Origin of the sequence: Phyllobacterium sp. LjRoot231 (assembly GCF_964253365.1) — a bacterium.
Taxonomy (GTDB): Bacteria; Pseudomonadota; Alphaproteobacteria; order Rhizobiales; family Rhizobiaceae; genus Phyllobacterium.
In genome coordinates this window covers 44,759-68,598 of record NZ_CAXUQT020000002.1, presented here as the reverse complement: position 1 = coordinate 68,598, position 23,840 = coordinate 44,759, and the positions used below count along the sequence as shown (strand labels likewise).

Below are 23,840 nucleotides of genomic sequence, written 5' to 3'. Positions count from 1 at the left end.
ATCCCTCTGTCACTTCTGAGGAACGTATTTACGCCAGTCATGCTCCTCCCGGAAACCAAGGACCTCGCGTGTCTTGCGATTGGAAAGAGGAGCTTCAAATTCGCCGAGCTCGCGCCGGATCGGAATGCCAGGACAATATTTCGCCAGGAACTCACGTGTCGGTAGCGTTGCGGTGATCGTGTCGTTAACCGCATTGAATACCTGGAAGCCAAGGCCATCCTTGCGGATCGCGAGATCGACGATCTGTCCGAGATCGCGCGCATCGATATAGCTCCAGGCATTCCGCTTGCGCGACATCGGGTCGGCCAGAAAGGCGGGAAACCGGTCATACTCATGCGGTTCAATCACATTGCCAATGCGCAACGCATAGATATCCGCCCCCGAGCGCATGGCGAAAGCACGCGCGGTCTTCTCGTTCAAGACTTTGGACAGGCCGTAGCTATCCATCGGATCGCTGTCGTAGTCTTCCTCAAGCGGGAAATGGTGAAAATCCTTGTCGCCTTCGGCAAAACAGACGCCATAGGTCGTCTCGCTCGAGGCGATGATGATCTTCTTTATCCCGAGCTTAACCGCAGCCTCGATGACATTGTAGGTCCCTATCGTATTGATGCGGAACGTCTCGTTGTCCGGCTTGATCAGCACGCGCGGCACCGCTGCAAAATGCACGACCGCATCGATCGGCGCTGGACCCTTACCGGTCTCGAAGCCCTCGAAACCAAAGTGGCTTGATAATACGTCGAACATCTGGCCGCTATCGGCAATATCCGCATTCAGCGTATTGACGCCCGGATAATCCAGCGGCGCGAGATCGACGTTCAATACCTCATAACCCTTGCCGACGAGGTATGGAACGACGTGACGTCCCGCTTTACCGGTCCCGCCGGTGAATACGATCCGCTTCTTCATTTTTGCATTCTCCTTAGGCGTAAATCATTCACTCTGGCGGAACTTGCGCATCCGGTCGAACAGGACTGCGAACAGGATGGCGCCGCCAATGAAACAGCCTTGCCAGAAGGCGTTGATACCGAGCAGGCCAAGACTGTTGCGGATCACCTCGATCAGTGCCGCTCCGACGATTGCACCCAAGGCTGTACCGACACCGCCAGCCAGTGCCGCTCCGCCGATAACAGCTGCGGCGATGACCTGCAGTTCGAGGCCGGTGCCGATGTTGGTGGTGATCGCGCCGAGCCAGCCGGTCTGGATGATTCCGGCAATACCCGCCGAGAGCGAAGAGATCATGTAGACTGCGACCTTGATCTGGCGAACGGGAACGCCGGTGAGCGTCGCCGCATGTTCGTTGCCGCCAATGGCATAAACGTAGCGCCCGAACCTCGTCCAGCGCAAGACAAAGCCGGTGAGCAACGCCAGCACGACCATGTAGACCACGGGATTGGCGATACCGAAGAACCAGGCACCACCGCCAAGCGCCAGGAGTTTATCGTGATCCGGCCCGAATTGGAAAATCACCGTATTGCCGGATGCGACCATGGCAAGACTGCGTGCGATCGACAGCATGCCGAGTGTCACCACGAATGGCGGCATCCCGATATAGGCAATCAACACGCCATGAAAGGCGCCGATAAGCAAAGCGGTGCCAATCGAGGCGGCGATACCCACCTCGATACTGTAGCCGGCATGCATGACGACGCCGAGAATCATGCTGCATAGGCAAAGCACCGAGCCGACAGAGAGGTCGATGCCGCCCGTAATGATCACGAGCGTCATGCCGAGCGCGATAATCGCGACGAAGGTGACGTTGCGCGTGATGTTGTAAAGGTTCTTGGACGTCGCGAAGGAATCGGTGGCGAACGACAGGAAAATACACGCAAGGATAACGGCAACCAGAACCCAGAAAGTCTGGCTGCTCAGTTTTTCCGCAAGCCAGCTCTGCTGCTTCTGCCCAATTGTCTGGTCAAGTGTAATTGCCATAGTCGACCTTCTATCTCCAAATTCTGCCGACACGCCGGCTATGCGACCTGTTCGATGGCGCCGGTGATAAGTCCGGTGACTTCTTCGGGCGAACTTGTCGCGATTTGCTTATCCGCAACCTTCCTGCCCCGCCGCATAACGATCACCCGATCGGCAACGTCAAACACATCGGGCATGCGGTGGCTGATGAGGACGACGGCAATGCCCTGATCGCGCAGGTGGCGGATCAAATTCAACACCTCTGCGACCTGACGCACGGAAATTGCTGCGGTCGGTTCGTCCATCAGCACGATCTTTGCCTCGGAAAGTCTGGTACGGGCGATCGCCACCGCCTGCCGTTGACCGCCCGACATCTGCTTGACGAGATCGCGGGGCCGGGTTTCCGATTTCAGCTCGGCGAAAATCTGGCCGGCGCGCTTATACATGGACGCGTAGTCGAGAATCCGGAAGGGCCCGATGCCCCGGCGAATTTCGCGGCCAAGGAAGACGTTGGCCGCAGCGGTGAGATTATCGCACAGCGCCAGGTCCTGATGAACAATCTCGATGCCGTGACGGCGCGCCTCCACCGGCTTGTTGAGGACAAGCTCGGCGCCATCCATCCGCATGGTACCGTGGCTCGGGCTGAAATTGCCCGCGATCATTTTGACGAGGGTCGATTTGCCCGCACCGTTATCGCCCATGAGGCCAACCACTTCGCCTGCCTCGATGGAGAATGAAACATCATTGACGGCCTGAATGGCGCCGAAATGTTTTGAAATGTTGGTGAGTTCGAGAACTGCCACCAGCCGCCTGCCTCCCGTGCCATTTGTATTCGCGACGCCGGCATTTTTGCTTGAATACCGGGCTCGTCGTGATCCCGCCCTCCCCTCCCCAGGAAGAGCTGTGAGGCGCATTTACGCAAACGCCGCGCGGGGCGTCAATCGGCTTTCGGACGAATCCGGTCCCGATGCTCATCAAAAGTCGTTTTATATGACAAATACCCATTGACGGGTGAACTTGGTCAATATTAGCTGCTAGTCGGAGGAATGTACTTGCCCGTAGCGCAGCGGGCAAAGTTTGGAGGGGATCCGGTATCAAAGCAGGTTTGAACACCAGCGCTTGCGCATTCTATCAACGGTAGAAGACTGAATGGCGGACATTGAATGTCCGTTTGTTTCCAAGGGAGGAATAAATGAGAAAGTCACTATTGTTAGTCGCTGCAGCCGCTCTTGCACTAAGTGCCGGGCCTGCTCTGGCCAAAAAACAAGTCGTCATCGTCGTGAAAGGTCTCGATAATCCGTTTTTCGAGGCAATTCATCAGGGTTGCGAGAAGTGGAACAGCGAAAACGCCAGCTCGGAATATGAGTGCTTCTATACTGGTCCAGCCTCAACATCCGATGAAGCCGGCGAGGCGCAGATCGTACAGGATGTGCTCGGCAAGGCGGACACGGCCGCGATCGCGATCTCGCCGTCGAATGCCAAGCTGATTGCCCAGACGATCAAAACGGCCAATCCGTCGGTTCCGGTAATGACGCTTGACGCAGACCTCGCTGCTGAAGATGCCGCCTTGCGCAAGACCTATCTCGGCACCGACAACTATCTGATGGGCTTCAAGATTGGCGAATACATCAAAAAGGGCAAGCCGAAGGGTGGCACGATCTGCACCATCGAAGGCAATACCGGCGCGGACAATATCCTTCGCCGTGCCCAAGGCATGCGTGATGCGCTGACGGGTCAGAAGGGCTTGGCCGCACTCAAGGGAGAAGGCGGCTGGACGGAAGTTGCAGGCTGCCCTGTCTTCACCAATGACGATGGCGCCAAAGGCGTTCAGGCGATGACCGATATCCTTGCTGCCAATCCGAAGCTCGATGCATTCGGTATCATGGGTGGCTGGCCACTGTTCGGCGCGCCGCAGCCTTACCGTGACCTGTTCGGTCCATACAAGGAGAAGATCGCCAGCAATGAATTCGTCATTGGCGCCGCCGACACCATCGGCGACGAAGTGGCGATTGCCGGCGAAGGCCTGGTAACCGCACTCGTTGGTCAGCGGCCTTTCGAGATGGGATATAAGGCACCTTCCGTCATGATCAATCTGATCGAAGGCAAGCCGGTAGAAGATCCGGTCTTCACCGGCCTCGACGAATGCACCAAGGATACGGTTTCGACCTGCATCCAGAAGTAAGTCAAGATTTTGGGAGCGCCCGGCATCCGGGCGCTTCCAAACACTGCTCTAGCGCAAAGTACCTTGGCTCAATGCTTCGTCGAAGAATGCCTCCAGCCGCTTCCAATGCCTTTCGCCGCCGCCCGCGTTGTAAACACCATGATCGGACACCGCCCAGCCATGGGCCATGCCGACATAGTTTTCGATGACGTGATCGACTTCGGCGGTCCTTAGCGCTTCGGCGAGGCGTGCCGATTGTTCCGGCGGAAAGCTGCCATCGACGCCGGCAACACCGACATAGACTCGACCCTTGTCATAGTCGATCATGGACAGCCGGGCACAAACACAATCGCTTGAATGCCCGGCATTTCTTCAATGGAGTCCGTTATTTCAAAGTGGTGTAACGTCGAACCCGAACCACTTTTGTGACAGTGTCTTGATCGTGCCATCCGCCTTGGCAGCCTGGATGGCCTCATTGAACATGGCTTTCAATTCCGGATCGCTCTTGCGCAGCCCAACCGAGCTGCCGCGGCCCAAAAGCCCACCCTGGAAGCGCGGGCCAACGACAGTCATTTCCTCATTTCCCGGCTTGGCGGCAGCGGTCGAAAGATAGGCCGTGGAGGCCATTATAAGATCAACTCGGCCTGCCTTCAGATCGAGATCATGCTGTTCGGTTGTCTTGTATTCGTGCACTTCAACGACACCTTTCAGGTACTTTTCCAGAAAGGACGCTGCAATCGAGGAACCCTGCACACCAATAGTCTTGCCCTGTAGCAACGGTGTCAGCGATTTCAGGGCTTCGATAGCGCCCGTCTCGTTGGTGGCGAGCGAGAAGACTTGACCCTTGAGCGGCATATCGACAAGTGAATCCGATTTCAGTGTCGCGAAAGTCTGACCCGTGGTTCCGTAGGATTCACTGAAGTCGATCACTTCTTCGCGCTTGGCGGTCGCCGACATACCAGAGATAATGGCATCGAATTTCCCCGCATTCAGAGCCGGGATCATGCCGTCAAAAGATTGAACAACAATGTTGCATTCGACTTTCATGTGCTGGCAAAGATACTTGGTGAGTTCAATTTCATAACCATCCAAGGTCCCATCCGCCTTGGTAAAATTCCACGGACGGAATTCCCCCTCCGTTGCTATTGTAACCTTGCTCCATTCTTTGCCTTCCGCATGGGCGCCCGACGTAAAGAGCAACACTGACAGCAGCAGTGCCTTCAGAGTAAGAATTGCATATTTCATTACCGGTATTCCCCTTTTTTACTGGGCTGATCAATTCAGCCTTTGATAAACTGTTTGAATCGTTCGGATCTCGCATTGACGAACACGTCTTCCGGCTTGCCGTCCTCCTCGACGAGCCCCTTGTGCAGGAAGACGACGCGGCTGGAGACATCGCGGGCAAAGCCCATCTCGTGGGTGACCACCAGCATGGTGCGGCCCTCTTCGGCCAGACCGCGCATGACGCGCAGCACCTCGCCGACAAGTTCCGGATCGAGCGCCGAGGTGGGTTCGTCGAACAGCATCACCTTCGGGTGCATGGCAAGAGCGCGCGCGATTGCGGCGCGTTGCTGCTGGCCCCCCGACAGATGCGAAGGATAGTGATCGCGCTTTTCGGCGATGCCAACCTTGGCGAGAAGCGCTTCCGCCTCTTCCACGCACTCCTTGCGCGGACGCTTTTGCACGTGGATCGGCGCTTCGATGACGTTCTCGAGGATGGTCTTGTGCGACCACAGGTTGAAGCTTTGAAACACCATGCCGAGCCGCGAACGAACCCGTTCGACCTGTGCCTGATCCGCCGGCCGGCTTTTTCCGTCGCGCGTGCGCTGCATGCGGATCGTCTCGTCGCCAACCGTCACCTCGCCAGAGTCGGGCACTTCGAGGAGGTTGATGCAGCGGAGCAGGGTCGACTTGCCGGAACCTGAAGAGCCAAGGATCGAGACGACCTCACCTTCGCGTGCGCCTAGCGAAATCCCTTTCAGCACTTCGACGTTGCCAAAACTCTTGTGCAAATCCTTGACGTCGAGCGCCAGTGGCGTGATCGCAGGCACTTGAGCGTTCATTTGCTCTCTCCTTGAACGGGGGCCTGCAGCCGCGGTGCGCGAAGATGCGGGCTCAGCATGTATTCGACGAGATGCACCAGCCGCGTCAGCAGAAAGTTGATGGTCAGGTAAATCACGCCCGCGACGACGAAGACCTCGATAGCGCGGTAGGTTTCCGAGATGATTTTCGCGGCAACCCCGGTGACTTCCATCAGGGTGATGATCGAGGCAAGCGATGTCGCCTTGACCATGGAAATCATCTCGTTGCCGTAGCCCGGCAAGGCCTGACGTATAGCGAGCGGAAGAACGATCCGCCGGAAAACCATGAAGCGCGGCATGCCGCAGGCGCGTGCGGCTTCTATCTGGCCATGCGGAACCGACAAGAGCCCGCCGCGGATGATTTCACTGGCATAGGCGGCGGTATTGAGGGTCAGCGCGATGACCGCACACCAATAGGGCTCGCGCAGGATCGGCCACAGGATGGAATGGCGCACCTCCGGAAACTGGCTGAGCCCGTAATAGATGAGGAATATTTGCACCAGCAGTGGCGTGCCGCGGAACACGAATACGTAGAACCGGGCAAACCAGTCCAGAACTCGAACCCCGGAAAGCCGAAGCAGCGCCAGACCGAGGGCGAGAAAAGCGCCGAGCAGGATCGACGTGGCAGCGAGTTGCAGCGTCAATGGAATTGCCGCAACAAGGCTGATGAACGTTTCAAGTGTAAATGTCCAATCCATCAGTTCCTCCTGACGCCGCGTGAAAAATAGCGCTCGGACCATTGCAGCAGCGCACCGGAGAAGGTCGAGATCGTCAGGTAGATCGCCCCGGCCACGACATAGAAGTTGAAAGGCATTCCGGTCGATCCGGCGCCCACCTGCGCTTGACGCAGCAATTCAGCGACACCGGTGATCGAAACCAGGGCCGATTCCTTCAACACGACCTGCCAGACGTTGCCCATGCCGGGCAGTGCGTGGCGAAGCGTCAACGGTGCGATGATCCGTCTGAATCGCAGCGCGCGTGACATGCCGCAAGCGATTGCCGCTTCGATTTCGCCTCGGTGCACGGCCTTGAATGCCCCGCGAAACACCTCTGTCTGTTGGGCGCCCGAAGTGATGCCAACCGCCAACGCGCCGGCAAGAAAACCCGGAAAGCCAATAAACCCCTCCGAGCCGAAAAAACGCCCGATCACTGTGACCGCGGCGCTTCCGCCGAAGTAGAAAAGATAGATCACCAGAAGGTCGGGAATGCCGCGCAGGACCGTCGTATATCCGTCGGCGATCATTCGCAGCGATCTGCCGCCGGAGATCTTTGCCCAGGCGCCGAACGTGCCAATGATCGAACCGATCAGAAATCCGGATATGGCGACGAGAACCGTCATCCAGGCTCCGGCGAGAAGCGCGGCGCCCCACCCTCCCGGTCCAAAGCTGATGACGTCAAGGAAGCCCGGCTGGTTCATGGCCAATACGATCCGGCTTCATAAAGACGATTGAACGGCATATTCGTGCCCTACTCTTGAAACTGCGCGTTCAATTTCCGCTGAATGTCGGCGTGAGATCGAGCTTGCTCCACTTTTCCGAAAGCGTCTTGATGACGCCCGCTTCGGCAGCCGATTTGATTGCAGCGTCAAACTTTTCCTGGAGATCCGTTTCCCCCTTGCGTGTGCCAAGCGCCACTTCCGTTGCAAGCATGGCGCCTTTGATGAGCGGGCCGGACATCTGCAGATCCTCGTTGCCTGGCTTGGCCAGCATGGAGGTCGCATAGACCCCGCTGTCGAAACCCGCGTCGATGCGTCCTGCCTTCAGGTCGAGATCGCGCTCCGGTGAGCTTTTATAGGTGCGGACCGTAACCGTATCGCCGAAATAGGATTGAATAAGCTGTTCCTGGCTCGTCGAGCCGACAACGCCCACGGACTTGCCCTTCAATTCCTTGCCGATATCCGCCATTATGGGATCGGCCTTGGCATGATCGTTGAGATTAAGGCGCTCGCCCGTCATGGGAAGGGCCGCTACCGTCCCGTCCTTAAGCGTGAGGAAACTGGCAACACCGCTTGCATAGGGAACGGTGAAATCCACGACCTGCTTGCGCTTTTCATTGATGCCAAGCGTCATAACGAGATCGAACTTCCCGGCATTCAGACTGGGGATAAGGCTTGTCCATTCGCCAGTGATAAGTTCACATTCGACCTTGGCGCGCGTGCACAGGTCCTGGATCAGATCGACATCGAAACCCGATAGTTTCCCGCTGGAATCAATCATGTTCCAGGGCGGAAATGCGCCTTCGATACCGACTTTGACATGGGTCCAGTCCTTGGCGTTTGCCGCTGTACCCGTGAACGACAGAGCGGCGACTACGATAGCCAACAGCAATTTCTTCTTCATGTTCATTCCCCTTTTTTGGAGGCCGCAAGGCCTCATTTCTTCGCGAACTGTTTTCAGGCCGCGTTCAAGTCAGTACCGCCTCCAGTTCCGCATTCGCTTCTCGCAAGGCATGGGCAATGCGATTTCGCGTTTGCCGCGCATGCACCGCATAAAACGGCAGCTCGGACGAACCTTCCGGTTGCCGCGCAAGTTGCCTGATGCCCTCCAATGATGGCCAGGCAGGATGCGGCAGCGCCGGATCGTGGTGGAAACGTTCGCCGGTCGTATAGTTGAGCGGAACCAGCCGACGCGATGCGCGCATGAGCGCGGCATTGATAGGCGAGGCATCGGCATCCGTAGCGGTTTTCGACATCGCAAGCAGGTTAGCGGCATTGTTCCGGAGGGCTGACACGGCAGCATCGAGAGCACTTATATCCAGCCTGTCACCGAGTTGTTCCTTGAGCCGCGCAATCTCGTCAGCGAATGAACCAGCGTAGACCGTATAATCATAAGGCAGGATGTGGGATGTCAGCAGCTGTCGTAGAACCCGGAGAACTATCCTCGTATCGCGGACAAGGTTCTTCGGATCGATGTGCTCGATCGTGTCATGCGGGGTATGCCACCACCAGCCGAGCGCCGTCAGCATTTTCACAGGTCCCGGCGGTTGGTGGCTGAGACTTCCGAACATCGAAGGAATGCCGATGCCCCAGAAAGACTGGTCGGCGGCCCGGCCGTGGCGGCGCCCGGCATGTTTCTGTCCGCTGACGGCTTCGACCGCTTCGAAGGCCACCGCCTTCAACTCGTCGATCACGCCTGAATTGGAGAGTACGCTTGCTCCCTCACCACCAGTCGAATCGACATTGACATGCGCGACGCAACGTTGTTCCAGCTCGTTCCAATATTCATCCGCATACCATGCCGAGCCCGAATAGCGCCCATGCGAGTGGCCAGACCAGAAGCAGATACGAAGCCCTCTTCGCCATTCGTCGCGATGCGAGGCAAGCAAGCGTGCTGCCTCCAGCATCGTCGCATTGGCGCCGCCATTGTCCATGACACCGTAGTGCCATGTGTCGTGATGACCAGAGAAAAGCACGAAGGGTTCATCCGCTTCGTCGGCTAATGAATTCAATTCGGCGATCAGCAAAGGTGTTTTGCGCCAACCAGTATCGACCTCGGCCTGCATGGAGACATTGACCGTCTCGCCAAGCTGACAGCGCGTGCGCAGCTTCGTCCCTTCATCGTTCGGCACGGAACAGATGACCGTTGAAGGAAGGCTTGAACGCGTATGCTGTGAAGGGCTCCCCCACACAGGCGACACGCACATTTCGTAGAGATGTTCGTTGGGACTGATGTGGAGCTGGCCAATCGCCCCTGTGGCGCTGGCAAGCGCAGCAACCTCTTCGGTGGCTATGCCGTCGACGAGAACGATTTTCCCGGCGACCTTTGCAGCGGTGAAATCGTCCGCTGTGCCTTCGCCGACGTAGACCAGTTCAGCCGAAATGCCGGGGGTGGAAACGGACATGGAATGCGTGACGCAGCGCAGTACCTTGCCATCCACAATGACACGTGCCCTGCCCGGCAAGCTGATATAGGCATCGTGCTGGATAAGCCGGGTATCGTAGCCAAAGCTTTGCATCTGCGCTTGCAGATAGCGGAAGCTTTCGAGTTCTTCAGGCGTGCCGGACAATTTCACTCTTCGCGAGAATTCGCGAATGTGCCCCATCAGCTGGTCTGTGTCCGGCTCGAGGCCTGTCTCAGACATCCGTGTTCTCCGGCAAGGGTGGCTGAACGTCGTCCGGGATCGGATTGACGAAAGGCCTTCCGTCCAGGCGCTTTCGATGGTCGGCCTTGGCCGCTTCAATGAGATCCGGATTGGCAAGAAGGTCGACAGCCGTCCCTGCCATCACTTTCGCAGCATGTTCCATGCCCTTGTGTGCAGCGGGCAACTTGCCTTGGGCGACCAATTGCCATGAGTGTCCCGGCGTGCCGATGGCGCAGGTCGCTCCCCGCATCTGAACTGTCGGCACAACCCAGCTTACTGTTCCCACATCCGTCGAGCCGACGATCGATCCGTCACCGCTTTCAGGAGGGAAAATGCTGTCGCACAGCGCCTGGCCTTTCTTCGGGGTGATGTTGAACCGCAGATATGAGGCCGCAATGTCCTCTTGTGAGAACGTCTCCTGGAATTTTCGCGCAGTCTCATGATCGGCCTCGTCGAATTCAGGAGGGCCAAGACGTTCCAGCTGCGAATGCATCAACGCTTCGAGCGGTGTATTACCGACAAGATTGGCATCGCCGCTGATAATCCGGCTGCGCACGGTCGTTTCGGTCATCAAGGCCGCTCCATCCGCCACCTTCTTCACCCGCGCGACAAGATTGTTGAGTTCGGGCAGGTCGCGCGCCCGCACGAGGTAGCGTACGGTCGCCCGCGCCTGAACGACATTCGGAGCGGAGCCACCCGTATCGGTGACGGCATAGTGGATACGTGCGCTCGATGGCATGTGCTCGCGCATGTAGTTCACACCGACATTCATCAATTCGACAGCGTCCAATGCACTACGCCCGAGATGCGGCGTTGCCGAGGCGTGCGATGCACGGCCGCTGAAATGGAAATTGATTTCGTTGCAGGCAAGCGAGATTGGATTGTTGACGCCGGCCAAGGCCGCAGGGTGCCAGGAAATCGCGATATCGACGTCGTCGAAAACACCTGCCCGAACCATGAAGCCCTTGGATGATCCGCCTTCTTCGGCGGGACAGCCGTAGTAGCGCACGCGCCCCTTCAGATTGTTTTTCGCCAGGTAGTCCTTGACGGCAGCGGCCGCCAGCATCGATCCTGACCCGAGAAGGTTGTGGCCGCAGCCGTGACCGTTTCCACCTTCGATCAGCGGCCGCTCTTCGGCCAGGCCCGCAACTTGGCTTAGGCCGGGAAGTGCATCGAATTCGCCGAGAATGGCTATGACCGGGCCGTCTTCTCCCGCCTCGCCCATGACTGCCGTCGGTAGATTGGCGATCCCGCGTGTGACGCGAAACCCTTCCTTCTCGAGCAGATGGGCGTGCTCGTCCGACGACCGGTATTCTTCGTAGTTTGTTTCTGGTGTCTCCCATACCCGGTCGCTCAATTCATAGAACGCATCGCGTTTGGCTTCGACAATTTCCCAGATCTCTCCCGAATTTCTCATGATTTCCCGATTGATTGTTTTGTGATAGTAACCAAAATTGGCACCAATTTAGACGCAAATAATTTTTACGCAACCTCTGTGTAAAATTATTTGTCTGGCGTACATCTCGTGAGGGACGAACGCCTTTTAGCAGGCACGCATTTCGATGGAATACGGGAGAGAGGAATGAGTGAACTAAAAGCGAAAGCCGGGTCACAGCATAGATCCGTCGATGTTACCGACTTGATTCTGCATGACATTCTCGCCGGCGTGCTCGCTCCGGGCGTGTGGCTGAAACAAATCGATCTCGAACAGCGCTACCAGAGCACCCGGCCCGAAGTGCGGCGTGCGCTTGACAGGCTGGTTCAGAAGCGGCTGGTCGAACACGTCCCCAATCGCGGTTACCACGTCTTCGAGCCCGATGGTCGCCAGGCGACGGAGGTGAGCGATATTCGCGTCATCCTTGAAACGGCGGTGGCGGACAAGATCGTTGCCAATGCCTCGGAGTTGACGACGAAAAAGCTCCGCGACCTTGCGCACCGTTTTGACGATCTCATCATGAACGGAACGATGATCGAGCTCTACGAAGCCAATCTCGCCTTTCACCGCGAATTGCTGGCGCTCTGTGGCAACAGCGAACTGGTAAATCTGGTCACGGAAATCCGACAAAGGACGTCGTCTGCACCCGTGTCTCAATGGAAAACACGTGCGCGCATCGAACAATCATCGCGCGAGCACCATCAGATGATCGACGCGCTGGCGGCTGGTGATATAGAAGAACTGAAGCGCGTGACTGTGATGCATATCAGGCAGCCCTGATCGGCGACCGATTGGAGAAGCTATCGATCAAGTGCCGGAAAACGCATCGATCATGGCCTCGCAAGTTTGCTTTAACCGCTGTTGCGGCCCTTCGATACCGATGCTCTGGCCACAAACGCGTGCGCCTTCGACCAAGAGTACAAGCGCCTGAGCAAGCTGCTCATATTGTTGAATGCCAGCCCTGCGGCAAAGCTCGACCAAATGCTGCACATGGGCTTTTTTTGCGTCCATAATGACTTTTTGCGCCGGATGGCCGGCTTCTTTTAATTCAACTGCGGCATTGGCGAGATCGCAGCCTCGCAAATCATTAAAGATGCGTTGGGCAGCTTCATCGACCCAACCCCGCAACTGCTTGGCTGGATCGTCGGGATAAGCGTTCTCCAGATCGGTCCAGATACGCTCCTTTTCACTCGACACCTGTTTTAGACACTCGCAAACCAGATCGTCCTTGCAACCAAAGTGGCGATAGAGCGTCATCTTGTTGGAGCCTGCGGCCTCCGCAATAGCATCGACACCGACACCTTTAATTCCATGTTGGCGGAAAAGCTCAATAGCGCTTTTCACGATCCGCTCACGCGGACGTGTAAGAACGTTCACAGGGTTGTCAGAATAATCGGATATTTTTGGCGAAAGGGTGCTTGACATAGATGTTACCGCTTAGTAACTATTGCGACGTTACTGACCGGTAACACACATTGAATGCCGAAGTCAATTCACTCGTTCGCCACCCTGCCCGTAACCCCCAACGCCGTAATTTTGATCCAATACAGTTTTACTGGTCATCGAAAAGGAGACCAATATGTCCCAGTTCTATTCCGACCTCACACAGTCACAAGTCCTTTCGGACCCGCTGATCAACGCTGTCATGCGTGCCGATCGCGTCAGCCGAAAAGAGCTCGAGCTCCTTATGACGACAGTAGCGACCAAGAATTTCAGTCATGAGACCGTCAGTGAGTGGCGCCGTCCGTTACCGACTTTTGTCACCGCGCAGCCGCTGAAAGGCAGCACGGACCTATTGAGCAAGGTGTGTCAAGGAGCCGCCTGCTAACGAGTGATTGAGTTATGATCGAAAACTGCGGTTCTTCTCCGGAAGGACCGCAGTTTTTCGTTTAAACTAGTCTACTGGCAGCTTGCGCGCAGGCCACTGGTTTCGTGGTACCGCGTTGCCAATCGCAAAACTGAAAGAAACGACCTCCATCGCTGCGGCATCGACCTGGCATTTGAAGTCCAGATTGTACCAGTTTGATCGGCTACGAAATGCCCCCTCCCTGGAATTGAATGTGCCATTCGAGATGGTTCCGCCAGACGGGCTGTAGGCCAGCAAGTCGGTGTCCGTCCTTTGATTGCGAACCTGTTCCATGGCCTCAATGCCGCACAGCTGCGTGATTCTCCTGTTTGTCGGGAGGTTGCCGATCGCCTGTCTCACCCTCGGATCAGACAATGCATTGGGTGAAAACAGTTTCTTCGCCTGGACGAGCTTGAGCGGCTTTTGCTTGCCACTCTTCGGCTCCGTTGGCTTTTGTTCAGGTGCCTTCTCGCTTTGCGCAGCTGCTTTTGCATCCGCTGCCTGTTGCGCGATGGGGACATCGTCCTTGCGCGGTACATCGCCCGTATCCGTCACCGGAAGATCAAGCTTTGGCAGGTCCGGCTTGGCGCCGGAGGGCACCTCGTCTGCAGCCGGCTCTGTCTCTGGCTTTGCCGGAGAAGCATCCTGAGGCGTTGAATCAGCGCTTTGAGGCGCGTCCTGTTCCGCTGGAGGCAGCTGGGGCTCGATTACCTTCTGGTCGGTTTTGGCTAGAGCGGACTCGAACGCCTGCGGCGATGGCGGAGATGGCGGCGGCGCTGGTTGCGCCGCGCTCTTGGCAGGCTTGCTTTGTGTCTTCTCTGGCGGCGTGGGTGGCGGCGGAGGCACAACCTCGACCTTGATATTCTCTTCCGGTGGTTTCGGCAGCGCTTCGGACAAGCGGAACAACAGTAGAAAAACCACTGACAGATGCAAGGCAACAGACGCTAGTGCGCCCCATCCCCTCCACGGCTTCTTGTACTGTTGCATTGCTCAAACGATAACGGACCGCATATGTGAAACCTAGGCGCTTGAGCAGTTCCCAACAAGAGGGAGGTACCCAATAGTTCAACTGCCGGTGGCGACAGACGCCGGCAGTTGATCACACTTGAGCATAGGCCAGGACCTCATTGGCTCCCCGATAGATCATATCGAGCGCTACGTAGAGAATAATCGCCAGGCCGATATAGGCAATCCAACGGTAGCGCTGAAGCAACCGCGCGATGAAGCTTGCGGCAATACCCATAAGGGCGATGGACAGAATAAGGCCGAAGACGAGTACTTCCAGGTGGTCACGCGCAGCACCGGCTACCGCCAGCACATTGTCGAGCGACATCGATACGTCGGCGATGACGATCTGCCATGCCGCTTGAGCGAAGGTCTTGCGCGGAGCACTCGCGGCAACTTGCCCGTCACCATTGATATCCCCACGCAAGAGAGCCTCATTCGCTTCAGTCTCTTCGGCATGGCTGGTGCGCAGTTCTCGCCACATTTTCCAGCAAACCCAAAGCAGAAGGATACCACCCGCAAACAAGAGACCGATGATCTGCAGTAGCTGGGTGGTAGCGACGGCAAAGATGATACGAAGCACCGTGGCGGCGATTATGCCAATAAGGATGGCTTTGTTGCGCTGTTCTTTCGGCAAACCGGCGGCCGCCAGGCCGATGACGATTGCGTTGTCGCCAGCCAGGACCAGATCCATCATGATGACCTGGAGCAGGGCTGAGAATGCGCCGGCAGTAAGAAGTTCGCTCATGTGCTACCCGATTTCCATAACAGGGGGCGCCCAAATTCCGTGAAATAGCCGAATTCACAAAGCTTTTGCAATCTGCACATCCGTACCGAATGCGGATTTTACTGTGAAGAAACTACGGTTGATTGAATTCCACGAACACCAGGCCATCCAAGTTGAACACTCAGTCCGACATCACAGTTCGCGAGAACTGCCAGAGGGGCCCGGCCTGATGCGTCATTCCTATTCGAAACTCGAACGCAACTCAAGGGGACAATATCAGGATACCAAATGGCAGCTTTCAGCTGGAAATACCGCGACCTGTAAATTAGCGGGCAGGATCGCGCATTATGGGCACGATCGATTGATGCAAGCGATGTCAAATGGATAGCCACCAGGTAATTGAAAAAAGACGTAACAGCTTGCAAATCAACAATGATTATGCCTATATTGAATGAACATTCAATAAATAAGAGCAAAATCATGCACGTTCAACAGCGCGACCTAACGATTCCAAACAATTGGGACCGGCGGGGATTGCCGGCCTGGAGTTACAGTAGCCCGGCACTGCTCGAACTTGAGAAGGAACACGTTTTCCGCAGCCATTGGCAAATTGCCGGACATGTCTGTGATGTGCCGAATGCCGGCGATTACGTCGCGCTTGACGTCGTGGGGGAGCGGGCATTGATCGTGCGCGGCAAGGACGGCGAAGTTCGAGCGTTTCACAATATTTGCCGCCATCGCGGCTCGCGCGTCGTCGCCGATAATAAAGGCACATGCAACAACGCGCTCGTCTGCCCGTTCCATGGCTGGGTCTATAATCTCGATGGCACTCTGAGAGGTGCGGCGCGGCCGCGTTCTTTCCCGGAGATGGACAAAAACGAGTTCGGTCTGATGCCGCTCGAACTCGAAATCTGGATGGGTTTGATCTTCATCCGCTTTCGCAAGAGCGGGCAGCGATCGATTGCCACTCTGATGAAACCGTTCGAAGCGGAGATTACGCATTATAAAATCGCAGATATGGTGCCGGCCGGATTCTGGACACAGAAATCGCCGGTCAACTGGAAGTCGGTTCGCGATGTGGACAATGAAGGCTACCACGTGGCGATGGCACACCCTGCCCTTCAAGATCTCTATGGCTCGACCTATTACGACGAGCCCTTCGTCGACGGTGTTTCGCGGTCCTTTGCCAGCTACAATCCTCATGCAGGACGGCGCTGGAGTGTCCGCAACTATATCAAGTTGGCTCCAGAACCGACACATCTGCCTGAGAATCTCCGCAAGGCATGGATCTACTACGGCCTGTTTCCAAACGCCGTGATCTCGGTTACGCCCGAAGGCGCGCAGTACTATCAGGAGTTTCCGCTTTCCACTGGAGAAACCCTGCTGCGCGGCGCTGTCTTCCGTTACAAGGATGAAACGCGTCAGCAGAGGGCCGCGCGGTATCTCGCCTCGCGCATCGATCGTGAGACGACGTCTGAAGACGTCCAGCTGACAAAATGGTCGAACGAGTCGATGCTGTCGAAATCATTCTCGGGATTCTATCTGTCAGACCTCGAATATGGCGTGCGCTCGCATCACGATCATCTGCGCAATGTGCTGCCGGTGCTGAAGGTCGAAAAGGCACCGGACGAGAGGGACGTATCATCGCTCAACGAACAACTCAGCGCACAAAGCTGAGTCCACCCACAAAACAAGCGATTGGCCCGGCAATGATGACATTGTCGGGCCAATTGTTTTCGCCCTATTCTACTGCTTAGCCCAGCCAGACACCCTCCGAGCGAAGATCGTCCATCGTCCGTGAAATGCCTTCGCGAAGTATCCCGACCATGTCGTCGATTTGCTCACGAGTAATGACAAGCGGCGGCGACATCACGCACATGTTGATGAGCGGGCGCACCAGCAGGCCGAGTTCGTGGCAGTGCGCATCGATGCGCATTCCCACATTCGTATCGAGTTGCAACGGGTTTCTGCTATCGCGGTCGGCAACGCATTCGACGCAGGTCATTAGACCGATGCCGCGAACCTCACCGACCAACGGCAGATCCTCAAGTGTTTTCAATTGCTGCTGGAAATAGGGAGCAACCGACTGCGCATGCACAAGGATGCCTTCTTCAAGCAGATCAAGATTGGCGAGGGCCACGGCGCAGCCGACAGGATGACTGGTATAGGTCAGGCCATGCGCGTACATCGCGGTCGGGTGATTTGAACGGCGCAATTCTTCGAGAAGGCGCTCGGAAACGATCATGCCACCCAAGGGGAAATAACCGGAGGTAACCCCCTTGGCGAATGTGATGATATCCGGATCGATACCGAAGACGTCCCCGGAAGCAAAGACATGGCCGAGCCGGCCAAAGGCGGTGACCACCTCGTCGGCGATGAAAAGGATCTCATTATCACGGCAGATTTTGCGAATTCTTGGTAGGTAGTTCTCCGGTGGCAGAATGACCCCGCCCGACGCCTGAACGGGTTCGCCGATAAAGGCGCCGATCTTGTCGGCACCCACATGGCCGACGGTTTGCTCGAATTCCGCAACGAGCATGTCCGAGAATGCGGAAATACTCATGCCCTCGGGCCGGCGGAATGCGTCTGGCGAAGACAATTTGACGACGAGTTCATCGGCGCCGTCCATCCAGTCACGATCGCGCGGGCGGCCATTCAACGACGCCGACAGATAGGTCGAGCCGTGGTAGGCGCCTCCCCGCGACAGAATCAGCTTCTTATCCGGCCTGCCGCGGGCATTGTTGAAGAACTGCATGAAACGCAGCGCACTCTCAACGGCGGTCGAGCCGCCCGTGGTGAAAAAGACATGATTGAGGTCGCCGGGTGCATAAGCAGCAATGCGCTCGGCGAGCACCGCCGATGGTTCGTTCATCGTATACCAGGGTGTATTGTAGGAAAGCTGCATGGCCTGGTCGTACATGACGCGCGCCAATTCCTCACGGCGATGACCGACGTTAACGCACCACATGCCGGCCGGGCCATCAATCAGACGCTTGCCCTCCCCGTCGGTAATGTAAATGCCCTCACCGCTGCGGATAAGGGACCGTGTCTCCGCGCCAATCTCTCCGGCATTGGGCCATGGCTGCATCAGGTGCCGTTTGGCGCGATCGATCGTTTCATGGTTTGCCAGTGTTGTTGTCTCACCCGCCGCCCATATTTGTTTCACCGCCGCCATTATTCCCTCGCCTTGTTGACCGGATAACCGGATCGCAATCATATTCAATTATCAGAAATAAATGAGATTTTTCTGCTATATTGAATGTTCGTTCAATCAATATGTCAGAAATAATACTTGATTTCAATCGGCAGTTCGGCGCATGATGCAAGAAAGATGGCACATAAGGGAACGTGCCGCGCCGATCAGACGAATGGGAAAGATATGCTAGCATACCCGATGGCAAGTCACTTGCATGGGCCGTCCGAATGACGGCGCCGGCAGAGCGGATCGCCGGACCGGTACTGGTCCGAAGCCAAAAAAATCCTGTTCTGCAATCGGAGGCCGCTCGCGGTCTAAGCCTCATCAGCCCCACCTTCATCTACGCTGTAATTTTTCTGGTTGTGCCTATACTCCTGGTCATCGCGAACAGCTTCTGGACGCAAAACTACCTGACGATCGACAGGACATTCACGCTCGAAAACTACCGCGTGGCGCTGACCGACCCCATCTATCGTGATCTGCTGATGCGCTCTCTATGGATTTCCTTGCTCGTCAGTTTCTTTACAGTCGTTCTTGCCTATCCGATCGCTTTCTTCATCTCGTTCCATGGTGGCCGGCACAAAGGCCTGTGGTTGTTCCTGATCACAATCCCGTTCTGGACCAGCTATCTGCTGCGGGTGATGTCATGGAAGGTCATCCTCGGCTATAACGGCGTTCTCAATGCAACATTGATGGGCCTGGGGCTGACCAACGGACCATCGGACGCGTTCCTTTACAATACAAGCGCAGTGGTCATCACTTTGACCCACGCCTGGGCAACGTTTGCCGTTTTGCCGATCTTCGTCTCGCTGGAAAAGATTGATCGACCGCTCGTCGAGGCCGCAACCGATCTTGGCGATGGCCCGCTCAGGCGCTTCCTTAGAATTACGCTGCCGCTCTCTGCCCCGGGGATCATTTCCGCGACCTTGATCGTCATGATTCCCACCGTCGGCGATTTCGTGACACCGCGTCTCGTCGGTGGAAAGGACGGTGTCATGATCGCCAATGCCATTCAGGCTCAGTTCGGCAAAGGCGCCAACTGGCCCTTGGGCGCTGCGCTGTCGGTGACAACGATGGCCGTCGTTACAGCAATGGCAGCTGCAGTTGTGCTGATCATTCGCACGGCAGCGAGGCGGATACGATGAAAACTCTGCAGAGCATTCTTCCTAGCTGGTTGAAGACCTACGCGTTTCTCTACATCGTCTTCCTTTATTTGCCCGTGATCTTCCTGCCCATCTTTTCGATCAACACCTCGGCAACACCAAAATTTCCGCTCAGCGGCTTCACGTTCAAATGGTACGGCGACCTCACGCGCACGCCGGCACTGACAGATGCGGCATGGAATAGCCTGCTCGTCGGCGTATCGGCCTCTCTTCTAAGCACAATATTCGGCATATGCGCCGCCCGCGCCATTACACGCTATCGCTTTCCCGGCAGGCGCAGCATCAATGGTCTCCTCATGGCGCCATTAGTCTTGCCGGAAATCATCGTCGCGGTGTCCATGTTGCTGGTCATGCTGCAACTCGGTCTCAACCTGTCACTAATCACCGTCGTGTTCGGCCATGTGCTCATCTGCATTCCCTATTCGCTCAGTGTACTGACCTCGGGATTCGAGGGGTTCGACCGGAGCCTGGAAGAAGCATCCGCCGATCTCGGCGAGAGCGCTTTCGGAACGTTCTGGCGGGTGACGCTGCCCATGGTTTCGCCAGCAATCATTTCAAGCTTGCTCGTCTCCTTCACCATCTCGCTGGATGAATTCATCATGGCATTCTTCCTGACTGGCACCGACGCAACCCTGCCCGTCTACATTTGGGGCCAGTTGCGGTTTGCCGCGAAACTCCCGGGCGTCCTCGCGCTCGGAACGTTGCTCCTGGTGGGCTCCATCGTCCTATTGATGATCGCAGAAATTGTGCGCCGCCGCGCGAGCCGCCGCACCCAGAACATGGGAGACCTGATTGCCTGAACGAACGATGATCGAGATTTCGCGTGTAACGCGAAGCTATGGCGCCTTCAAAGCGCTCGACGAGACCTCGCTGACGATCCGTGAGGGCGAGTTCTTCTCGTTGCTCGGCCCTTCCGGATGTGGAAAAACCACGCTGTTGCGCATGATTGCCGGTTTCGACACGCCGACAAGCGGATCGATCTCGGTCGATGGCCAGCCGATGGACGGGATACCCGCCAACCGGCGGCCAATCAATATGGTGTTTCAGAGCTACGCAATCTTTCCGCACCTCAATGTCGAACAGAACGTCTGCTATGGGCTGAAAAGGTTGCGCCTCGGAGCTGACGAAGAGAAGCGCCGCGTCGAGGAAGCCCTATCGCAAGTATCACTGACCGGGCTCGGAAAACGCGGTGCGACCGAATTGTCCGGCGGACAGCGCCAGCGTGTAGCCCTCGCCCGCGCGCTTGTCATGCGCCCAAAGGTTCTCCTCCTCGACGAGCCGCTTTCGGCGCTCGACAAGAAATTGCGCGAACAGATGCAGGTCGAATTGCGCCGGCTGCAACAGGCCGTCGGCATCACATTCATTCTCGTCACCCATGATCAATATGAAGCCCTGGCGATGTCCGATCGCATCGCCGTGATGTTCGGTGGGAAAATCGCGCAGGTCGCATCACCCAAGGAGATTTATCAGCGGCCAGTCAATTGCCAAGTGGCTGATTTCCTCGGCGGCATGAACTTCGTCAAGGCAGAGATCGTCGAGGAGAACGGCGTCTCGATGATATTGGACACGCCAGGTTTTGGACGCGTGAAGACCGACAAGCCGGCGGCCTTTGTGCGTAACGGCAAGGGGGCAACGCTCGGCATCAGGCCGGAACGTCTGCGGGTCTTATGGGACGATGCGACGGACAAATATGAAGTTGCGGGCAAGGTTGTCGACCGGCACTATTTCGGCGAAATCACCCATCTCGTCATCGAAATCCCGGGCTTTGAAAAACCGCTCTCGGTGACGGAGACCAATAATTTTGGTGCTGACGATATCCCGGTTGGCGCTGCTATTCGTCTGGCCTACGACCCGGATGCTCTGGTGGCGCTGGCCGACTGAAGACGCTTGATGGTGGCCTGCGCTGCCAAACGCCCGGCAACGATCGCCCCTTCGATATAGCCGGGAAACGATGTCGAGAGTTCTGACGAGGCAAAGGTGATGCCCGGAAGGCCACGACGCAGGATATTTTCTGCATCGGTTGCGTGCATCACCTCGACGATATCCGAATAGCCACCGCCGCTCCATCTGTCGCCGATCCAATCTCGCAAAAGGATATCCAGCGGATCGCCAGCGTCAGGTCCAAGTGCCACCACCAGTCTCGATACCAACTCCTGCTTGAGCGCCGCCTCCCCAAGGGCCGCCCACTCAACGGCGATTGGGCCGCCAACGAACACAACAAGGGCCGGGTGCTCGTCATCATGGCTTGCATCACACGCATAGAGGCCGCGCGGATCAACCCAGATGACGCTGCCGCTCAAGCCCGAAAACCGCCAGAACGGCTTGGCATAGCGTAGAAACAACTTGACCACGGTCCCGCTCTTCCAGGCAACGAGCGCGCGGTCTGTCACGGCAGGAAGCAAGGGCTGGAAACTGATTTCGTGCGCCATCACCGGTGGCACGGCAACGATGATTTCGCTCGCCGAAAAGACCGCTGATGGAGTGCGGACCACCATACCGGACGTGGTTGTCTCGATGCTTTCGACCGGTTCGCCCACCATAACCGAACTGCCAAGTGACCGCGCAATATCTGCTGCAAGCGAATGCATGGTTTCCTTGAGGAAGTACTGAAGCTCGGAAACCCTGTTGGTGATACGCCGGTCATTGTCGATTACGTACCAAAGCGGAACAAGCTCGGCCGGCCGGCACCACAACCCCTCGATCATCGAGAGAAACCTTTGTTTGACGGCTGGATTAGCCTGTTGGCTTTCAACCCAGGACTGCACCGTCAATCCCGATACTGCCGGATCATTCGGATCGGTATTTCGCAGGCGGTGGCGTAGCGCCATTGATCCGGCCGAGATTTGCGTGGCATCGTGCCTGCCGTGCGGGGGCGGCTGAGCTACGGTATCGCCGCGACTGGGCGTATCCACGAATGTCTTGCCATGGCTCCGTGCCAAAGCCATGACTTCGGGCATGTCATCGCAGAGGAACTGGCCCCCCATATCCAGCAGTTCGCCGAGGCCATTCGTGATCGCCTCGACACGTCCTCCTACCCTGTCTCGTGCCTCGAGCAGCACAAAGTCGATGTCGGCGCGTTGCAATTCGTCCGCCGCCGAGAGACCGGTAAAGCCTGCGCCGACGATGACAACTTGAGTGTGGTTGAACTTCTCTCTCAATACCCCGCCTTGATCTTCTCGAACTCGGCAATCATTTTGGCCTTCAATTCGTTGGGCAGCGGTGACTGGAATAAGGTATTTTCGTTGGATTTGTCGTCGTTGGCATAGCCCTTTACCGCCAGCAATTTCGGATCGACCGATGCCATGCCTTTGGCATTCGCCATACCGTATCCCCAATCGTTCACCATATAGGTTGCGATAGCCGGATCATTGACGGCATTGAGGAAATCATAGGCCTTTGCTTCGGAGCCCGGCGCATCCTTGAACCGTACATAGCCGCAAACCCAGGTTGAAATGCCTTCATCGGTGTCGGGTTTTCTGGCAGCGGGCGTGCCTGCAAGAGTGAGCTGTGTCGCTGCATCGTTCCATGCCCAGGCAAGATCGACTTCACCGCCGCCCATCGCCTGGACGATCTCGGTTGTATCGGTCCAGTAGAGCCGTACGTTCTTGTGCACCTGACGAAGGAAATCCGAGGCCTGCTTGAACTGCTCATCGGTCATCTTCGTCCAGTCCTTCAATCCTATCGCGAGGCTGGCCAGAGCATAAGCATCGTCGACATTGTCGCCGATCGACACACGGTCCTTGAACTTCGGATCGGCAAATGCCTTGAGCGATTGCACATCCTTCGCATCGACCTTGTCGGTGTTGTATGTGAGCGACGTATTTCCCCAGTCCCATGGCATGAACCAAGCCTTGCCATCCGCCGTCGTTGTCAGATCCTTCATCGCCATAATACTTGGCGACAGATCATTCCATCCGGTAATCTTTGTCGTATCTAGCGGCTCTAGCAAACCGGCTTCGCGCCACTTTTTCACACTCTGTGAGCAAGGATGACCGAGATCGGCCTTGAAGCCTGAACGGACCTTTTCAAAGGCTTCGTCCTCGTCTCCGAAGAAGGCGAACGTGGGCGAACCACCGTTCTTGGCGACATAGCCGGGGTGGAATGATGGCTCTTCATAACCTGCCCAGTCAAAAATGACGAGATCCTTGTCCGCGGCGATGGCGATTGTCGCCGCTGCAGCCGAAAGCGCGGCAGCTGCTCCAAGTATCATGCCAAGATGGCGGCCCGATTTATTCATC

General features: G+C 56.7%; 23 protein-coding genes and 1 pseudogene. 7 read left to right on the top strand and 17 right to left on the bottom strand.

Annotated elements, in window-relative coordinates:
* Nucleotides 1–9: 9 nt before the first annotated feature.
* The 3 genes from ACSQ3H_RS23950 to ACSQ3H_RS23940 are packed head-to-tail and all read right to left on the bottom strand — an operon-like array spanning nucleotide 10 to nucleotide 2,711.
* Entirely contained in the window at nucleotides 10–906 is an 897-nt protein-coding gene (locus tag ACSQ3H_RS23950) for an NAD-dependent epimerase/dehydratase family protein (protein WP_436119619.1), read from the bottom strand.
* 24 nt (nucleotides 907–930) lie between these two features.
* Nucleotides 931–1,929, bottom strand: a complete 999-nt coding sequence (locus tag ACSQ3H_RS23945) for an ABC transporter permease (protein ID WP_436119618.1) — start codon at nucleotides 1,927–1,929, stop codon at nucleotides 931–933.
* Between the two features lie 38 nt (nucleotides 1,930–1,967).
* Nucleotides 1,968–2,711: an ATP-binding cassette domain-containing protein gene (locus ACSQ3H_RS23940; protein WP_436119617.1), complete on the bottom strand. Its 744-nt coding sequence runs from the start codon at nucleotides 2,709–2,711 to the stop codon at nucleotides 1,968–1,970.
* Between the two features lie 389 nt (nucleotides 2,712–3,100).
* Here ACSQ3H_RS23940 and ACSQ3H_RS23935 point away from each other — a divergent pair, with 389 nt between their 5' ends.
* Entirely contained in the window at nucleotides 3,101–4,090 is a 990-nt protein-coding gene (locus ACSQ3H_RS23935; RefSeq protein WP_436119616.1) for a substrate-binding domain-containing protein, read from the top strand.
* Nucleotides 4,091–4,138: 48 nt separating this feature from the next.
* Here ACSQ3H_RS23935 and ACSQ3H_RS23930 read toward each other — a convergent pair.
* The 8 genes and pseudogenes from ACSQ3H_RS23930 to ACSQ3H_RS23895 form a co-directional block, all read right to left on the bottom strand.
* A pseudogene (locus ACSQ3H_RS23930) lies at nucleotides 4,139–4,381 on the bottom strand (dienelactone hydrolase family protein); the annotation flags it as partial.
* A gap of 78 nt (nucleotides 4,382–4,459) precedes the next feature.
* On the bottom strand, nucleotides 4,460–5,314 hold the full coding sequence (locus ACSQ3H_RS23925; protein WP_436119615.1) for a transporter substrate-binding domain-containing protein: 855 nt from the start codon (nucleotides 5,312–5,314) through the stop codon (nucleotides 4,460–4,462).
* Nucleotides 5,315–5,349: 35 nt separating this feature from the next.
* A complete protein-coding gene (locus ACSQ3H_RS23920) occupies nucleotides 5,350–6,132 on the bottom strand; it encodes an ABC transporter ATP-binding protein (protein ID WP_436119614.1) in 783 nt (260 codons plus the stop codon).
* Complete coding sequence (locus ACSQ3H_RS23915) at nucleotides 6,129–6,848, bottom strand: ABC transporter permease (protein WP_436119613.1); 720 nt, start codon at nucleotides 6,846–6,848, stop codon at nucleotides 6,129–6,131. The genes ACSQ3H_RS23920 and ACSQ3H_RS23915 overlap by 4 nt, the downstream gene beginning before the upstream one ends.
* Nucleotides 6,848–7,567: an ABC transporter permease gene (locus tag ACSQ3H_RS23910; RefSeq protein ID WP_436119612.1), complete on the bottom strand. Its 720-nt coding sequence runs from the start codon at nucleotides 7,565–7,567 to the stop codon at nucleotides 6,848–6,850. The genes ACSQ3H_RS23915 and ACSQ3H_RS23910 overlap by 1 nt, the downstream gene beginning before the upstream one ends.
* Nucleotides 7,568–7,637: 70 nt before the next feature.
* Nucleotides 7,638–8,489, bottom strand: coding sequence for a transporter substrate-binding domain-containing protein (locus tag ACSQ3H_RS23905; protein WP_436119611.1), 852 nt, complete (start codon nucleotides 8,487–8,489; stop codon nucleotides 7,638–7,640).
* 64 nt (nucleotides 8,490–8,553) lie between these two features.
* Nucleotides 8,554–10,230: a M28 family peptidase gene (locus ACSQ3H_RS23900; RefSeq protein ID WP_436119610.1), complete on the bottom strand. Its 1,677-nt coding sequence runs from the start codon at nucleotides 10,228–10,230 to the stop codon at nucleotides 8,554–8,556.
* Nucleotides 10,223–11,647, bottom strand: coding sequence for a M20 family metallopeptidase (locus ACSQ3H_RS23895; protein WP_436119609.1), 1,425 nt, complete (start codon nucleotides 11,645–11,647; stop codon nucleotides 10,223–10,225). Before ACSQ3H_RS23895 ends, ACSQ3H_RS23900 begins: the two co-directional genes overlap by 8 nt.
* Nucleotides 11,648–11,812: 165 nt before the next feature.
* On the opposite strand from ACSQ3H_RS23895, the gene ACSQ3H_RS23890 reads away from it, so the two are divergent.
* Nucleotides 11,813–12,445 (top strand): GntR family transcriptional regulator, encoded by a 633-nt coding sequence (locus ACSQ3H_RS23890; protein WP_436119608.1) that lies wholly within the window; start codon nucleotides 11,813–11,815, stop codon nucleotides 12,443–12,445.
* A 27-nt stretch (nucleotides 12,446–12,472) separates the two neighbouring features.
* Here the strand turns inward: ACSQ3H_RS23890 and ACSQ3H_RS23885 are convergent, their stop codons facing one another.
* Complete coding sequence (locus ACSQ3H_RS23885; RefSeq protein WP_436119607.1) at nucleotides 12,473–13,090, bottom strand: TetR/AcrR family transcriptional regulator; 618 nt, start codon at nucleotides 13,088–13,090, stop codon at nucleotides 12,473–12,475.
* Nucleotides 13,091–13,244: 154 nt separating this feature from the next.
* Here ACSQ3H_RS23885 and ACSQ3H_RS23880 point away from each other — a divergent pair, with 154 nt between their 5' ends.
* Nucleotides 13,245–13,493 (top strand): hypothetical protein, encoded by a 249-nt coding sequence (locus ACSQ3H_RS23880; protein ID WP_436119606.1) that lies wholly within the window; start codon nucleotides 13,245–13,247, stop codon nucleotides 13,491–13,493.
* A 66-nt stretch (nucleotides 13,494–13,559) separates the two neighbouring features.
* On the opposite strand, the gene ACSQ3H_RS23875 is transcribed toward ACSQ3H_RS23880, so the two are convergent.
* Together ACSQ3H_RS23875 and ACSQ3H_RS23870 are read right to left on the bottom strand one after the other, a co-directional pair.
* Entirely contained in the window at nucleotides 13,560–14,498 is a 939-nt protein-coding gene (locus ACSQ3H_RS23875; RefSeq protein ID WP_436119605.1) for a DUF930 domain-containing protein, read from the bottom strand.
* 112 nt (nucleotides 14,499–14,610) lie between these two features.
* Entirely contained in the window at nucleotides 14,611–15,264 is a 654-nt protein-coding gene (locus ACSQ3H_RS23870) for a TerC family protein (RefSeq protein WP_436119604.1), read from the bottom strand.
* A gap of 459 nt (nucleotides 15,265–15,723) precedes the next feature.
* Between ACSQ3H_RS23870 and ACSQ3H_RS23865 the strand changes: the two genes are divergently transcribed.
* Nucleotides 15,724–16,920 (top strand): aromatic ring-hydroxylating oxygenase subunit alpha, encoded by a 1,197-nt coding sequence (locus ACSQ3H_RS23865; RefSeq protein ID WP_436119603.1) that lies wholly within the window; start codon nucleotides 15,724–15,726, stop codon nucleotides 16,918–16,920.
* Nucleotides 16,921–16,996: 76 nt separating this feature from the next.
* Here ACSQ3H_RS23865 and ACSQ3H_RS23860 read toward each other — a convergent pair whose 3' ends face one another.
* Nucleotides 16,997–18,418, bottom strand: a complete 1,422-nt coding sequence (locus ACSQ3H_RS23860) for an aminotransferase (RefSeq protein WP_436119602.1) — start codon at nucleotides 18,416–18,418, stop codon at nucleotides 16,997–16,999.
* Nucleotides 18,419–18,666: 248 nt separating this feature from the next.
* Here ACSQ3H_RS23860 and ACSQ3H_RS23855 point away from each other — a divergent pair, with 248 nt between their 5' ends.
* From ACSQ3H_RS23855 to ACSQ3H_RS23845, 3 genes are read left to right on the top strand one after another with little or no spacing between them, the layout of a single operon-like run.
* Nucleotides 18,667–19,584 carry an ABC transporter permease gene (locus ACSQ3H_RS23855; RefSeq protein WP_436119601.1) on the top strand — a complete coding sequence of 306 codons (918 nt, stop codon included), beginning with the start codon at nucleotides 18,667–18,669 and terminating at the stop codon, nucleotides 19,582–19,584.
* On the top strand, nucleotides 19,581–20,402 hold the full coding sequence (locus ACSQ3H_RS23850) for an ABC transporter permease (protein ID WP_436119600.1): 822 nt from the start codon (nucleotides 19,581–19,583) through the stop codon (nucleotides 20,400–20,402). The genes ACSQ3H_RS23855 and ACSQ3H_RS23850 overlap by 4 nt, the downstream gene beginning before the upstream one ends.
* A 7-nt stretch (nucleotides 20,403–20,409) precedes the next feature.
* Complete coding sequence (locus ACSQ3H_RS23845; protein WP_436119990.1) at nucleotides 20,410–21,483, top strand: ABC transporter ATP-binding protein; 1,074 nt, start codon at nucleotides 20,410–20,412, stop codon at nucleotides 21,481–21,483.
* Here ACSQ3H_RS23845 and ACSQ3H_RS23840 read toward each other — a convergent pair.
* Both ACSQ3H_RS23840 and ACSQ3H_RS23835 read right to left on the bottom strand, forming a co-directional pair.
* A complete protein-coding gene (locus tag ACSQ3H_RS23840; RefSeq protein WP_436119599.1) occupies nucleotides 21,447–22,760 on the bottom strand; it encodes a flavin monoamine oxidase family protein in 1,314 nt (437 codons plus the stop codon). The genes ACSQ3H_RS23845 and ACSQ3H_RS23840 overlap by 37 nt on opposite strands.
* Nucleotides 22,757–23,839: an ABC transporter substrate-binding protein gene (locus ACSQ3H_RS23835; protein WP_436119989.1), complete on the bottom strand. Its 1,083-nt coding sequence runs from the start codon at nucleotides 23,837–23,839 to the stop codon at nucleotides 22,757–22,759. Before ACSQ3H_RS23835 ends, ACSQ3H_RS23840 begins: the two co-directional genes overlap by 4 nt.
* Nucleotide 23,840 lies beyond the last annotated feature (1 nt).